The 13,294-nt window shown below is 57.2% G+C and carries 13 protein-coding genes; 6 read left to right on the forward strand and 7 right to left on the reverse strand.

Annotated features, from left to right (window positions below):
- The first annotated feature begins 190 nt into the window (after nucleotides 1-190).
- The 6 genes from GbCGDNIH8_RS06310 to GbCGDNIH8_RS06335 all read left to right on the forward strand — a co-directional run bounded on the left by GbCGDNIH8_RS06310 (nucleotide 191) and on the right by GbCGDNIH8_RS06335 (nucleotide 6,672).
- Complete coding sequence (locus tag GbCGDNIH8_RS06310) at nucleotides 191-934, forward strand: ABC transporter ATP-binding protein (RefSeq protein ID WP_072572516.1); 744 nt, start codon at nucleotides 191-193, stop codon at nucleotides 932-934.
- Entirely contained in the window at nucleotides 931-1,662 is a 732-nt protein-coding gene (locus GbCGDNIH8_RS06315) for an ABC transporter permease subunit (protein WP_072572517.1), read from the forward strand. The genes GbCGDNIH8_RS06310 and GbCGDNIH8_RS06315 overlap by 4 nt, the downstream gene beginning before the upstream one ends.
- 1 nt (nucleotide 1,663) lies before the next feature.
- Nucleotides 1,664-3,634, forward strand: coding sequence for a Gldg family protein (locus GbCGDNIH8_RS06320; protein WP_072572518.1), 1,971 nt, complete (start codon nucleotides 1,664-1,666; stop codon nucleotides 3,632-3,634).
- A 67-nt stretch (nucleotides 3,635-3,701) separates the two neighbouring features.
- Nucleotides 3,702-4,874 carry a DUF4340 domain-containing protein gene (locus GbCGDNIH8_RS06325; protein ID WP_072572519.1) on the forward strand — a complete coding sequence of 391 codons (1,173 nt, stop codon included), beginning with the start codon at nucleotides 3,702-3,704 and terminating at the stop codon, nucleotides 4,872-4,874.
- The gene (locus GbCGDNIH8_RS06330) at nucleotides 4,871-5,314 is read left to right on the forward strand and encodes an NUDIX hydrolase (protein ID WP_072572520.1); all 444 of its coding nucleotides are present in this window, start codon (nucleotides 4,871-4,873) and stop codon (nucleotides 5,312-5,314) included. The genes GbCGDNIH8_RS06325 and GbCGDNIH8_RS06330 overlap by 4 nt, the downstream gene beginning before the upstream one ends.
- 128 nt (nucleotides 5,315-5,442) lie before the next feature.
- The gene (locus GbCGDNIH8_RS06335) at nucleotides 5,443-6,672 is read left to right on the forward strand and encodes an MFS transporter (RefSeq protein WP_081368875.1); all 1,230 of its coding nucleotides are present in this window, start codon (nucleotides 5,443-5,445) and stop codon (nucleotides 6,670-6,672) included.
- Between the two features lie 19 nt (nucleotides 6,673-6,691).
- Here the strand turns inward: GbCGDNIH8_RS06335 and GbCGDNIH8_RS06340 are convergent, their stop codons facing one another.
- From GbCGDNIH8_RS06340 to GbCGDNIH8_RS06370, 7 genes are all read right to left on the reverse strand, one after another.
- Nucleotides 6,692-7,252 (reverse strand): cytochrome b, encoded by a 561-nt coding sequence (locus tag GbCGDNIH8_RS06340; RefSeq protein ID WP_072572521.1) that lies wholly within the window; start codon nucleotides 7,250-7,252, stop codon nucleotides 6,692-6,694.
- Between the two features lie 137 nt (nucleotides 7,253-7,389).
- Nucleotides 7,390-8,280 (reverse strand): metal ABC transporter substrate-binding protein, encoded by an 891-nt coding sequence (locus GbCGDNIH8_RS06345; protein ID WP_072572522.1) that lies wholly within the window; start codon nucleotides 8,278-8,280, stop codon nucleotides 7,390-7,392.
- Nucleotides 8,277-9,131 carry a metal ABC transporter permease gene (locus GbCGDNIH8_RS06350; protein ID WP_072572523.1) on the reverse strand — a complete coding sequence of 285 codons (855 nt, stop codon included), beginning with the start codon at nucleotides 9,129-9,131 and terminating at the stop codon, nucleotides 8,277-8,279. The genes GbCGDNIH8_RS06345 and GbCGDNIH8_RS06350 overlap by 4 nt, the downstream gene beginning before the upstream one ends.
- Nucleotides 9,132-9,140: 9 nt before the next feature.
- Nucleotides 9,141-9,929, reverse strand: a complete 789-nt coding sequence (locus GbCGDNIH8_RS06355) for a metal ABC transporter ATP-binding protein (RefSeq protein WP_367593381.1) — start codon at nucleotides 9,927-9,929, stop codon at nucleotides 9,141-9,143.
- 216 nt (nucleotides 9,930-10,145) lie between these two features.
- Nucleotides 10,146-11,057: an alpha/beta fold hydrolase gene (locus GbCGDNIH8_RS06360; protein ID WP_157692565.1), complete on the reverse strand. Its 912-nt coding sequence runs from the start codon at nucleotides 11,055-11,057 to the stop codon at nucleotides 10,146-10,148.
- A gap of 41 nt (nucleotides 11,058-11,098) precedes the next feature.
- Nucleotides 11,099-11,629, reverse strand: coding sequence for a Fur family transcriptional regulator (locus GbCGDNIH8_RS06365; RefSeq protein WP_253735975.1), 531 nt, complete (start codon nucleotides 11,627-11,629; stop codon nucleotides 11,099-11,101).
- A 65-nt stretch (nucleotides 11,630-11,694) separates the two neighbouring features.
- Nucleotides 11,695-13,161 carry a carbohydrate porin gene (locus tag GbCGDNIH8_RS06370; protein WP_081368877.1) on the reverse strand — a complete coding sequence of 489 codons (1,467 nt, stop codon included), beginning with the start codon at nucleotides 13,159-13,161 and terminating at the stop codon, nucleotides 11,695-11,697.
- Nucleotides 13,162-13,294: the final 133 nt, after the last annotated feature.

A 13,294-nucleotide genomic window follows, 5' to 3' on the forward strand; every position in this document is an offset into this window, starting at 1 on the left:
TATATTGCATAAAGCGTGATTTTGATTGCCTTTTATGCATATAAAAAATCATAAAAAGCATAAGTGTTTTACCCATTATCTCGAATGGCGTCTGCCTGCCATAAACAGCCCTTCCCCCCTCTTGCGTCCCTGCGGAGTTTCCCCAATCAAATTCCACTCAGGGAGAAAAACGCCGGGGAGATAATCGGCATTGGGCGCGTTAATAGAAATCGAGCGGCTGACAAAGCGGTTCGGAACCTTCACAGCCGTCGATGATGTCTCATTTACGGTCAAAAAAGGCGAAGTTCTGGGTTTTCTGGGACCGAACGGGGCCGGAAAATCTACGACCATGAAGATGGTATCGGGGTTTATGACCCCGGATATCGGCACCGCCAGAATCGGTGGTCACGATGTTCGCCATGATACGATCGCTGCACAGAAACTTCTGGGGTTTCTGCCGGAAGGCGCCCCCAGCTACCCGGAAATGACGGTTCAGGCTTTTCTGCGCTTCATTGCCACGATACGTGGACTGGACGGCGCGGAGGCGCTCAATCGTATTGCCGAAGCCATGGAGCGCACACAGCTTCAGGGGGTGCGGCTGCAACCTATCGAAACTTTGTCAAAAGGGTTTCGACGGCGTGTCGGTCTGGCGCAGACTCTGCTGGTTGATCCTCCTGCCCTTGTGCTCGACGAGCCGACGGACGGCCTTGATCCAAACCAGAAGCATGAAATCCGCTCTCTGATTGCGGAAATGGCACCTCGCAAGGCCATCATCATCAGCACTCATATTCTGGAAGAGGTCGAGGCGATCTGCACAAGGGCGATTGTCATCGCCCATGGACGCATCATCGCGGATGAAACGCCTGCGGCTCTGGCAGAACGCCATCCATCGCGCAAACTCGACGATGTCTTCCGGACCCTGACCCAAACTCCGGACAGGGAGCGCATGATATGAGAACCATCCTGACCATCGCCCGGCGGGAACTGGCCGGTTACTTTGCCACGCCGGTCGCTGTGGTGTTCATCGTCATTTTTCTGCTGTTGCAGGGCATTCTGACCTTCAATCTGGGTGATTTTTTCAACCGCAACCAGGCTGATCTGGTCGTTTTCTTCCAGTTCATCCCGTGGGTGTTTCTGCTGCTGGTCCCGGCAATCACCATGCGTCTCTGGGCGGAAGAAAGGCGTCTTGGCACCATTGAGCTGCTGCTGACCCTGCCAATCCGGCAGTCAGAGGCCGTCATCGGCAAGTTTCTGGCCGCCTGGGCGTTTTGCGGGATCGCGCTTGCGCTGACCTTTCCCTTCGTCATCACCGTGAATTATCTGGGGGAGCCGGATAATGGCGTCATTGCTTCCGGCTATCTGGGCGCCATGCTGGTGGCGGGGGCATTCCTGTCGATCGGGGCTTCCGTCTCAGCCGTGACCAAAAATCAGGTGATTGCCTTTGTGCTGGGGGTCGCGGTGTGCCTGCTGTTTGCGCTCGCTTCCTATTCCGCCGTCAATGATTTCCTCAGCCAGACGGTGCCCTCCATCGTGCCGCTGATCCGCCGTTTCAGTGTCGTGGACAGGTTTCTGGATTTCTCACGGGGTGTCATCTCCGTGCGCGATCTGGTGTTTTTTGCCTCGTTCATTGGATTTTTCCTGTTCCTGAATACGGTCATTCTTGAGCACAAGAAGGCGGCATGAGATGAGCGACCTGAAGACAGCCGCCCGGATGCCGGGCGGCACCCAAAGTCATGCCCCGCAGGGCAGACAGCGTATCTGGCCCTCCGTGCTGGGAGTGGTATCGGTCGCCGGTCTGCTGATCGGGGCCAATATGCTGGTCGATGCCAGATTGCCGCAGGCGCAATGGGATGTAACCAGCAACCGCATCTATACCCTGTCGGACAGCACTGTTTCTGTGCTTTCCCATCTGCAGTCACCGATTACGCTGAAGTTTTTCTATTCTCCACCTCTGGGCGCACGGGTGCCGAAATACGGTTCATATGCCGATCGCGTGCGGGAGATGCTGGAGCAATACAAGCGGCTTTCGCACGGGATGCTCTCCATCGAGTTCTATAATCCGGAGCCATTCAGCGAAACCGAGGATCGCGCCATCGGCAATGGCTTGCAGGGCGTGCCGCTCGATCAGAGTGGAGAGCAGGTCTATTTCGGTCTGGTTGGTTTGAACCGGCTGGATGGTCGCAAGATCATCCCGTTCTTCCAGCCGGACCGGGAGCGGTTTCTGGAATATGATCTGACCCGTCTGATCTATGATCTGACTGACCCGCAGAAGCCTGTCGTCGGACTTCTGACCGATTTGCCGATCATGGGCAGCGGTCAATCTCTGGTCTCGACCCGGCGCATGGGGCCGATGAAGCCATGGGCCATCATCAATACACTGAAAGAAGTTGCTGATCTAAGGCCTGTCCCCGTTTCGGCCCAATGGATTGATCCGGCGATCAAGACGCTGATCGTGGTGCATCCGCAGCATTTGTCCGAAGCGATGCAATATGCGATCGACCAGTTCATTATGCGCGGCGGCAAATTGCTGCTGGCGATTGATCCCGACAGTGAAACACAGGCTTTGCTGCCGCCTGACCCTGCGCAGAAAAATCAGGAAGGCCTGCCGAGCTATGCGAGCAACCTGCCCAAGCTGCTTTCCAGTTGGGGCGTGCTGTATGACCCCGATACAGTGGTGCTGGATCCAAACGGCGCATGGCGCGTCCGTACGGAGGATATGAAAACAGGCTCCACCAATTATCTGGCCTGGTTTAATGACCGTGACGGGCTGAACCGCAATGACCCGATCACCGCGGATCTGACACAGGTAACAGTGGCTGCGGCCGGTGCGCTTCGCAAAGCGCCGGATGCAAAAATCAGCTTCGAACCGCTGCTCTCCTCCAGCCCGGAAAGCGGATCGATCCCGTCCATCCGTACCTCTCATGATCCCGATCCGCAGCGTATTGCAGCGGAGTTCCATCCTTCCGGTGGCCCGCGCGTGCTGGCGGCCCGGATCAAGGGGCATCTGAAATCAGCTTTCTCCGGCAAACCTGATTCCGTGGCATCCCTGAAGGATCTGCCGGACTACGTGCCGGAGACGAAAGGGGATGCTGATATCGTCATCCTGTCCGATAGCGACATCTTTGCCGACCGTTTCTGGGTGCATGGCTCGGATTTCTTTGGCAAGGAAACGCTTCAGCCCTTCAGCGATAACGGGATTTTCCTGTCCCGTATCGTCAGTGCCCTGACCGGAAACAAGGCGCTGGGCGGCATCGGAGGCAGCACCATTACCGTGCGGCCTTTCACGGTGGTGGAAACCATGAACCGCAACGCTCAGGGGCGGTTCCGGCAGGCTTCGCTGGCCCTGCAAACCCGCTTGCAGGCGGCTCAGGACAAGCTGATAGCCCTGCGTCAGGGCCAGTCCGGCGACGGTGCTGCCATGGATGACGACGCCATCTCCGCTGCACAGGAAAAGGAAATCCAGGCGGCCCAGCAGGAAATTCAGGAGAGCAGAAAGAAGCTGCGTCTGGTCGAGCATGATCTGAGCAAGGATATCAGCACGCTGGAGACGCGCCTGCGCCTGCTGGATATCGGTGCCGTGCCGCTGGCGCTGATTGTCATTGCGCTGGGGATTGCCACCATCCGCCGCATCAGGCGTCAGAGGGCACGGAGATGAGGACAAACTCTTTCATGTCCCTGCCCTGCCTTCTCCTGAAACGACCGTTTATTCGGAGGAACGCGCCATGACGCCGCGCTCATCCCTTCTTCTGGCCGGTGCTGCTGTGCTTGCTCTGGCGGGCGGATGGTATTTCGGCCCGCATGCCGTCAGTCTGACGGCTGTCGCGGTGCATCAGGGGGAAGCTGCCTTTCCGGCCCTGATGGATAAAAACCGTCTGGACAGCATCCAGACCATCACCATTTCCCAGTTTGGTCAGAGCGTGACGCTGGTCAAAACGCCAGATCATGGCTGGACCGTGCCTCAACTGGGCGGCTATGTCGCCCGGCCTGCGAAAATCAGGGGATTGCTGAATACGCTGGTCAGTCTGCGGCTGAATGAGCCGAGGACCAATCATCCCGCGGAATATCCGCTTCTGGGTGTGGCGACGCCCGATCCGTCCAAACCGGTCAAATCCGATGCGACGGTCATTCGCTTGCAGGATGGCAAAGGCGGTCTGGTCGGAGAACTGATCATCGGCCATCGCCAGAGCGCCGGGGATATCGAGGGCGTTGTCCAGCAGACGGACAGCACGAATGCACCCGCCACTACCCGTGGCACCTATATCCGCCGTCATGGTGATGCCTATGCATGGCTGACCAGAGATGCACTGGAGTTCAGCAACGATCCGCAGGACTGGATCGATCCGGTGATTATCAGCATCAATGCGGCGAGGCTGGATCGGGTGCATATCACGCGACCGGACTCGGCGCATGAACCGGCGCTGACCCTCAGCCGGAAAGGTGACATGTTCAGGCTGACGGAACCGGCGGATGCACCGCGTACCGACAGCCACGCGGTGGCCGATACGCTTCAGGCGTTGAGTGATCTCGAATTCACCCACGTCAAACCGGCTGCTGCAATCAGCGGAACGCCGGAGGCTCAATCCATATTCGAAACACAGGATGGGCTGACCGTCATCGTCAATCAGATCAAGGTTGATGACGAGACATGGCTGACATTCTCGGCCAAGGCAGCGCCGGGCAGCGAGGCCATCGCCAACGCCATGAACAAGGCGGTCGGTCCATGGGCTTTCCAGGTGCAGGATTATAAGGAACGAGCCCTGTTTCCCACGCTGCAACTGCTGAAATCGGTGGAGCATATTCCGTCTGGCTCTGGCGGCGAGTCAGAGATGCCGGCAGGTATGCCAATGCCGAATGCCGGCCCCCGTGCAGTCCCCCCTGTTTCTGGCGGACCATGACAGAGGACTGTCCCCGCCTCTATCCGGCGAGACCGCTGGTTGGTGTCGGGGTTGCAATCCTGCGTCCGGATGGGGCCGTGCTGCTGATCAGGCGGGGCAAGCCGCCTGCTGAGGGATGCTGGACCCTGCCCGGGGGTGCACAGCGTCTGGGCGAACGCGCCGAGGATGCTGCCCGCCGGGAGTTACAGGAAGAAACCGGTCTTGTGGTGGGGGAACTGTCTCTGGTTGCGCATGTGGACAGCATCACGCGGGATGAGGCCGGGCTGATCGCCTATCACTACACGATCCTTGATTTTGCAGGTCTCCATCCGGGGGGAAATGTTTTCCCGGATGGAGACGTGGTTGCGGCAGACTGGGTGATGCCGGAAGCATTTGATCGTCTGGGTGTCTGTGCCGACACCCGACATGTCATCGGCCTGGCGCGTCAGGCGCTGACCTGAAACTCAACCGCAGGGCTGCTACCCACCTCTCGTGGTAGCGGGATAAGAACTGAACGCTCACATTACGCGCTGTAATAATTAAGGTTGAACGCGCCCCATCATCGTCTGCGGGGCATGGAGTATGGCCCGTGAGTGGACAGATAACAGCACAGGCAACAACGCTGCCCGGTGGCAACACGACTGAAAACCGCAGCGAAGGAACCGTCTTTGCCATCCTGATTGCAATCAGCATCAGCCATATGCTGAACGACATGCTGCAATCGCTGCTGCCCGCTGTCTATCCGATCCTCAAAACCGAATTCAGCCTGCAATTCCGCGATATTGGCTTGCTGACCCTGACCTATCAGATGACAGGCTCCATTCTTCAGCCCCTGATCGGGCTTTATACGGATCGCAAGCCAAAGCCGTTTTCGCTGGCTTTCGGAATGGGATGCACACTGATCGGGCTCTATTGTCTGTCCATTGCCAGCGGGTTTACCGGATTGCTGTTGGGGGCTGCGATTATCGGTCTTGGCTCGTCGATTTTTCATCCTGAAAGCTCCCGTGTGGCACGGCTGGCTTCCGGTGGACGCCATGGCTTTGCGCAGTCCCTGTTTCAGGTTGGCGGGAATGCGGGGGCTGCCATTGGTCCCCTGCTGGCTGCCTTTATTGTGCTGCCGCACGGCCGCTACGCCATCGGCTGGTTCTGTGCCGCAGCGCTGCTTGGCGTTATCATCCTGACCGCTGTCGGGCGCTGGTACGGAGCAACACACCGTCAGAAAAAACATGCCGTCAGGCACGCTGTGCAGGCTCTCCCCCGGGCCAAAATCGCTCTGGCGATGACGGTGCTCTGTGCGCTGGTCTTCTCGAAATATTTCTACATGGCCAGCTTCACCAGCTATTACACCTTCTACCTGATCCATCATTTCGGCGTTTCGGTGCAGTCGGCTCAGCTTTACCTGTTCCTGTTTCTGGGAGCGGTGGCCGCAGGAACATTCGCAGGTGGGCCAATCGGTGACAGGATCGGGCGGAAATATGTGATCTGGTTCTCCATCCTCGGCGTGTTGCCGTTCACACTCATTCTACCGCATGCCAGCCTGGCCTGGACTGCTATCCTGAGTGTTGCAATCGGCCTGATCCTGTCGTCGGCCTTCGCCGCCATCGTGGTCTATGGTCAGGAATTGTTACCGGGAAATGTTGGCGCGGTTGCCGGGCTGTTTTTCGGTCTGGCTTTCGGCATGGGCGGAATTGGCGCCGCTCTGCTGGGGTGGCTGGCGGACAAAACAAGCATCGAAACTGTCTATGGTCTCTGCGCCTGGCTGCCTGCTTTCGGCATCCTTGCGGTGTTTCTGCCTGATCTGGAGCGGCGGAGGCATTAAGCCTCCGCCTGCAACAGGTTTACGGCAGCATACGCTGAAGCTCGGCTTCCTTGTCGATGAGATGATGCTTGAGGACCGCGCCGAAATGCAGCGCCAGCAGGCCATACAGCACATACCCGGCCCATAGATGCACTGAGCCGAACACAGCCCGCAGGGATAGCCGGAGATTGGTCTCCAGCGTATCAACCGGAGGAATCAACGGCAGATGCACCGTATTGAACCAGTAAAAAGGATGCGGTGCATCACCTTTCCATGCCGATTCATGGAGCCATCCTGACAAAGGCAATGTCAGCATGACGAGGTAAAGCAGGCCGTGCACCGTATGAGCAGCGTATTTTTCCCAAGCCGGATAGTGGGCCGGAAAGGCCGGCGGCTTATGACCCAGACGCCATAAAATACGTAGCAGGACCAGCCCCAACACGGTGATACCGATCGATTTATGGACGCCGAACACCTGTCCTAATGAGGATTCCGGCCAATAATCCGCACTGAGCGCCAGACCGATATTTGTCAGGATCAGGGCCGCCACCACCCAGTGAAAAAAAATGGCCGTTCTTGAATATCTTTGAACCGTTTCCATCAGTCATTCCTCTCCGTCTTTATCGTTCCCAGCCCGAGACGCAGGATGGTTGCTGCTCCAGCAAAGAGCGAAACTGACGGAAAGAAAAGCTAAACTATCGTCATGATTTCAGGATGGGATTATTTCACCCGACCTGGTTATTGTCCGCGGACCGCAGCCAGCAGCACCGTCATGTTGTGGCGGAACATATCCGGATAGGTGGCGGCAGGACCGCCCGGAGGCGAGAGGGATTCCACGAACAGGGTTCCTCCCGGCTTCGCACCGGTGGCCGCGGCGATCTGTTTTGCCAGCCGGGAATCAACAGAGTTTTCAAGGAAATACCGCGTGACATGCTCAAGGCGGATTTGCTTAATCATGGCCGCTACGGTTTTGGCGGATGGCTCATTATCCGTCGTCAGCCCAAGCGGTGAGAGAAAAGTCAGGCCGTATGCATGGCCGAAATAGCCCAGCGCATCATGGGTGGTCAGCACTTTCCGTTGTTGCATCGGAACCGACTGAAAATCACGGCGGGCTTCCTCATCCAGACGGGTCAGAACGGCGATCAGCGCCGCAGCGCGCTGGTGAAAAGCCTCAGCCTTGCCGGGGTCGGTTTTTATCAGCGCCGCCTCGATATTACGAGCATACAGAATGCCATTTGCAGCACTGTTCCAGGCGTGGGGATCAACCACCGAATGACCATCTTCCTGCATGGTCAACGGTGTCAGACCCGCACTGGCGGTGACGATCTGACCGCGCGGGCCGGAGGCGGCAACCAGACGCTCCATCCATCCTTCAAGGCCGAGGCCATTGATCAGAACAAGATCCGCTTCGTGCAGACGGCGTGCATCATCCGGTGTCGGTTCATAAGTGTGCGGATCACCGCCCGGAGGCACGAGGCTGGTGACCTCCACATCATTGCCGCCGATCTGCCTTGCCATGTCGGCCAGTATCGAGAAACTCGCTACCACATGCAGCCTGCCTGCCTCCGCATGGGATGCTCCGACTGTAGTCAGCATGACCAGCAGTGTAGCCAGTATGCGGGCAATCATGCGTCGCGTCCTCTTAACAGCAGACCATGGCGGCTGAAAAACAACGAAAACAGGTAGAAAACGGCGGCACTCAGGACGATGGACGGTCCGGAGGCTACACCGAGATGGAAAGAAACAATCAGTCCGGTCAGCCCGGACAGACAGGCAATGGCGCTGGCCAGCGCCATCATCGGCGGCAGAGCTTCTGTCCATAGCCGTGCGGTTGCAGAGGGAAGCATCATCAGTCCCACCGCCATCAGCGTCCCTAGCGTCTGAAACCCGGCAACCAGATTGATAACCACCAGAAACAGGAAAATGAAGTGAATCACCGGCCCTCGCCCGCTGACCATGAACAGAAAACCCGGATCAAAACACTCCATCACCAGCGGGCGGTAGATGATCGCCAGAGTGATAAGTGTGACGGAGGCAATGGTGCCGATCAGGAACAGGGAGGAAGAATCAATCGCCAGAATCGTGCCGAACAGCACATGCAACAGATCAATGCCTGATCCCCTCAAGGAGACGATCATGACCCCTGCTGCCAGTGAGGTCAGGTAGAAACTGGCAAAGGCGGCATCCTCTTTCAGCACGGTGACGCGGCTGACCGAGCCGGATAACAGCGAGACGGCAAGCCCCGCAATCAACCCGCCCAGTCCCATGGCAGGCAGGGAAAGACCGAATGCCAGAAAGCCCAGCGCCGCGCCGGGCAGCACGGCATGGCTCATGGCATCACCAACCAGACTCATACGCCGTAGCAGCAGCAGGACGCCAACCGGCCCAGCTCCCAGACTGAGCGCAATGCTGGCCAGCAAGGCGCGCCTCATAAATCCGAACGTGACGAATGGCTCGATGATTGCCTGATAGACAGTCATGGCATGGCCCTACAGCAGCTCGGCCGAATCAGGAGAGGGCTGGCCATTCACCAGCACCCGTGCATGCTGGATATTAGCGTCGGACAGGACATCCTGCGTTTTCCCCCACGCGATGGGTTGGCGCGCCAGCAGCAAGGTTTGCGGAAAATACCGGCGTATCTGTTCCACATCATGCAGAACGGCGATGACAGTGCGCCCTTCCTGATGCCATGCATTGATCAACTGGAGCAGATCCGCCGTTGTTCCCGCATCAACGGCATTGAATGGCTCATCCAGCAGAAGAAGGCTGGCATTCTGCATCAGCAGCCGCGCAAACAGCACCCTTTGCAATTGCCCGGAAGACAGGGAGCCGATCGTGGTGTCCATATGCCCCTGCATTCCGACCGCAGCGAGGGCATATCTCATTTCTGAATGGAGGGTCTCGCAGACACCCCGTACCAGTCCAAGACGACGCCACGCCCCCATCAGCACGGCGTCGGAGACCGTCATGGGAAAAGAGCGATCAATATCTGCAACCTGCGGCAGGTACCCGATGGCAGAGCGCCCCGCGCCGCCCAGATCAACCTTGCCTCCTGACAGAGACGCAATCCCGGCAATGCTACGTAGCAAGGTCGATTTTCCTGCTCCGTTCGGTCCTGCTACCGCCGTCAGGCTGCCTGGGTCAAACAGGCCGGTCACGCCATCGACTGCGACATGGCGGCCAAATGTCACACGCACATTCTGCAGGGAAACAGAGCATCTGCCGCCGATCCCATGAGAACGTGCCCCTGGAGAATGTTCGTTTTTGGGCATGCTCATGGAAGTGCGACAGCCCAGAGAATTCCTAGCCACAGGCACCCCAGAACAATGACGGCCCCCAGCATGCGTACAGGGACCGAGCATGCCAGCAGGGAGGTCACACAAGATTGGCGGAACGACAGGAAGCGGAACATAGGAGTGATATTTTGTTATGTTATAACATATAATCCTGACACCGCTTTTTACGCAATGCGCCGCCGGACAAATTCAGACCCGTTACCCCAAAAAGGCCACAATATGGGGGGACAGAGTGGCTGCATGTTCTTCATGCATGGCCAGGGCTCCCTTGCTCCATAGCACCATCCTGGACGGCGTCGGTTCGACCGCCTGCATGTCGGAGCGTGAACGCGGTGGCGTGGCATCTCCACACAAAATAAGCGCCCTGCCGCCAAACCGGTCGAGCATGGCCCGGAATGCATCCCGCGTTGCTACGGGGTCCAGCCCGCCAGTCACGAAGGAGGCCGATGCATAGCGTGCACCGGGTTGCCGGGCGACAGCCTGCTTCGCCGATATACGGGCATTGGTGATCGTCTCATCATAAACGTGCCTGCGCATCATGGCGCCGATCACGCGATGATGTGTGTTCAGATGATACAGGATCTGACCGATACCGGGTGCGCGGATCAGGGTGCGGATTGCCGCCCGGAAGGCTGGCCGCATGCCCATCACCTTCAAGGGGCCTTGCCATGTCGGTGCCAGCAGCACCAGCCGCTTCACCCATGGGCGATCGGCAGCACAGGCCAGGGCATATCCTGCAGCATGTCCTGCCGCCAGAATGGAGCATTCTCCGTCGACAGGGAGCAGTCGATCGGCCAGAAAAGCCAGACAGGCATGATAGAAGGCCGGAGAATAATGTAGTCTGGCCCGGCTGGAGGCCCCGAACCCCGGCCAGTCAATCAATGTGCAGGCATAGCCATCCGCCGCCAGCCTGCGAGCCAGTGGCCGCATTTCATCCATCGTCGAGATCGTACTGAAGGCTGGCAGCATCAGAACAGGATGCCCCTCCCCGATTGTTTCAGTAGCAATACCAATCACATGGCGCTGCCACCGCCATGGGATGATGTGCCGCGTTGTAATGGAATCGGGGGGTGCTGCTGCCGTATCAGCGTGCCAGGAAGGGGCCTGCATAAACCGGCTTTTCCTGCTTCGTCCTGGGGAGGCCCCTTTGGTTACACGGGCTGGCATATGGGGCAACCGGAATGTTCACCACCCTGATCATGGGCATCTTCATCTTGCTCGCCACGATCATGTCTGTGGCCTTCGACACAGTCACTACACTGCCCTGTCAACTCCACAGTCGGCTGATCCAGTACAAAGCCTCTTGATCGCCCCAGCTCGGCAGTGGCTTTGGCGATGGTCCGATCATGTGCTTCCACAACCTTGCCACAGGATCGGCAGATCAGAAACTGCACCGCATGTGGATGGTCCGGATGGGCACAGGCCACATAGGATCGGGTTGTTTCCAGACGATGCACCAGCCCTTCTGCCAGCAGAAAATCCAGCGCCCGGTAAACGGTAACCGGCTTGACCATGGGATCAAGCGGTCGCAGCCGGTCAAGCAGATCATAGGCTGATAAAGGCATGCCTGCCTCCAGCAGAACTGCCAGAACTGTCCGCCTTTGCCGGGTGAAGCGGCTGCCTGCACGCAGACAGATGGCATCGGCGGCTGCCAGTGCTTCCGCGACTGCTTTTTCGCTCATCGGCACGCTGCATTCTCCCGTAGACAATCCCTTTGTAACAGGGAGCCTCGATCAGGGCAGCCCCGTCAGAAGGTGATGGTCGTTCTCAGCCCCATTATCAACTCATTCCTGATACGAGTGGATGGATTGGTGGGAAGAGCCAGCCCCGCGCTGGGATTGAAAACATACTGCAAATCCGGCTGAACCAGCCACCAATGCGTTACGCTTGCCTGATAGGTCAATTCGAAAACCGTTTCAGACCCTTTCTGAACCACGCTATTCTGTAACGGAATAAATCCGTTTTCCTTACCGTCAGAAACACGGGAATAGGCAACAGAAATACCGATTGTATCGAGGTTTCTTTTTGGAATCAGTCCTTTATAGGTAAATCCCGCATTGACGTTGAATGAGACGAGGTTGCGGTCGGAAGGGGCTGAAATAATTTCAATAAAAGTGCCCAAGCCCTGATCTTCAGTATCTTTTTCACGATAAAGCATCTGATCGGCGCTGAAATACACGGCCCAGTCGTTACGATAAGCCAGGATCGCACTGCCATTTAAGGCTGGCGAAAGGCCAACCGTTGAAGCGGCATTATTGAAAGAAGCCGAGTTATAATAGCTTCCCAGATGATAAAATCCTGGGAGCCCGTCTTTTCCGTCATGATGCAGATCGTATTGAAACTCGACGATCGCAAACAGGCCGTCATTGATAGGAAAAGCCGTGCCGGAGGGGTTTGTGACGTAATTGCCGGGATTACCACTGTATGCCCCGATCAGCAGGGTATATTCCGGGCGGGGCTGGAAACGCAGTCGGATACCTGGCGTCGGCAGGGGAAAGGCGTTGCCGCCATTGGGCAGATCGACCGAGGGCAGTGTCGGCCAGCCAAAACCACCATTGATGAACAGCATGGAGTAATAGCTGATCATGAACTCATTATCGACAGATTGCTGACCCAGGCGCAGAGAAAACAGCCCATCCCAAAGTGATTGATCCAGCCATAATTCATTGAGTCTGAAGCCGCGATCCGCTTCCAGTCCACTTGCAGTATTCAGGTCTGACAAATTATCCTGCGTAATACTGCGCCCATGGAAGTGAAACGCGCTGACGTTGAACTGAAGACCAGGAATACCGGCCAGTTTTTCGAGATTTGTAGTCAGAGCGATGGAAGTCAGGCCATCATAGACAGCCCCCGTATGCAAACCACCGGTCAGGTTGCCGAGCACTTCGCTCTGCTCCATCATCGAAATGTTGACACCTTTCTCGTTGAGATAGGTGCGCATATGGAACGGATCACCGATCAGGTAATCACGATCCCATAGCGGTCCGTCATAGGTTTCGTTTTCGGCAAGCGGTGGTGCAACCGCCAATGGCATCTGCTGGTTGGCTTCAGGGGCGGCGAAAGTCGGTGGCGGGATCAGGCTGAAGCTGTCAGAAAGATCGCCAAAACCGAGAATGGACTGGGCATGGGACGATGTAGCAAAGCCACACCAGATCGTGGCAGAGAGCGCCACTGACCGCCAGTTTAAAAGATTTGCCACATACGGTCTCATCATGAGCGGTCAGAAAACGTTTCGCTTGCTAGACTTTTTAGAATGTATTGCCAATGAGAGTAATTGTTAAAAATTGCTGATATTTTTAGCCTTTAACTGGCAGGCTACCCTCCATCCTCATGATCCGCTAGGGTCC

It is taken from the genome of Granulibacter bethesdensis, from assembly GCF_001889545.1.
GTDB classification, from domain to species: domain Bacteria; phylum Pseudomonadota; class Alphaproteobacteria; order Acetobacterales; family Acetobacteraceae; genus Granulibacter; species Granulibacter bethesdensis_B.

Excerpts from the sequence above, each read along its gene's own strand:
- GbCGDNIH8_RS06325 (WP_072572519.1), top strand. The coding sequence starts at position 3,702 with ATGACGCCGCGCTCATCCCTTCTTCTGGCCGGTGCTGCTGTGCTTGCT.
- GbCGDNIH8_RS06370 (WP_081368877.1), bottom strand. The coding sequence starts at position 13,161 with ATGATGAGACCGTATGTGGCAAATCTTTTAAACTGGCGGTCAGTGGCG.
- GbCGDNIH8_RS06360 (WP_157692565.1), bottom strand. The coding sequence starts at position 11,057 with ATGCAGGCCCCTTCCTGGCACGCTGATACGGCAGCAGCACCCCCCGAT.
- GbCGDNIH8_RS06345 (WP_072572522.1), bottom strand. The coding sequence starts at position 8,280 with ATGATTGCCCGCATACTGGCTACACTGCTGGTCATGCTGACTACAGTC.
- GbCGDNIH8_RS06355 (WP_367593381.1), bottom strand. The coding sequence starts at position 9,929 with ATGAGCATGCCCAAAAACGAACATTCTCCAGGGGCACGTTCTCATGGG.
- GbCGDNIH8_RS06320 (WP_072572518.1), top strand. The coding sequence starts at position 1,664 with ATGAGCGACCTGAAGACAGCCGCCCGGATGCCGGGCGGCACCCAAAGT.
- GbCGDNIH8_RS06365 (WP_253735975.1), bottom strand. The coding sequence starts at position 11,629 with ATGAGCGAAAAAGCAGTCGCGGAAGCACTGGCAGCCGCCGATGCCATC.
- GbCGDNIH8_RS06315 (WP_072572517.1), top strand. The coding sequence starts at position 931 with ATGAGAACCATCCTGACCATCGCCCGGCGGGAACTGGCCGGTTACTTT.
- GbCGDNIH8_RS06350 (WP_072572523.1), bottom strand. The coding sequence starts at position 9,131 with ATGACTGTCTATCAGGCAATCATCGAGCCATTCGTCACGTTCGGATTT.
- GbCGDNIH8_RS06330 (WP_072572520.1), top strand. The coding sequence starts at position 4,871 with ATGACAGAGGACTGTCCCCGCCTCTATCCGGCGAGACCGCTGGTTGGT.
- GbCGDNIH8_RS06340 (WP_072572521.1), bottom strand. The coding sequence starts at position 7,252 with ATGGAAACGGTTCAAAGATATTCAAGAACGGCCATTTTTTTTCACTGG.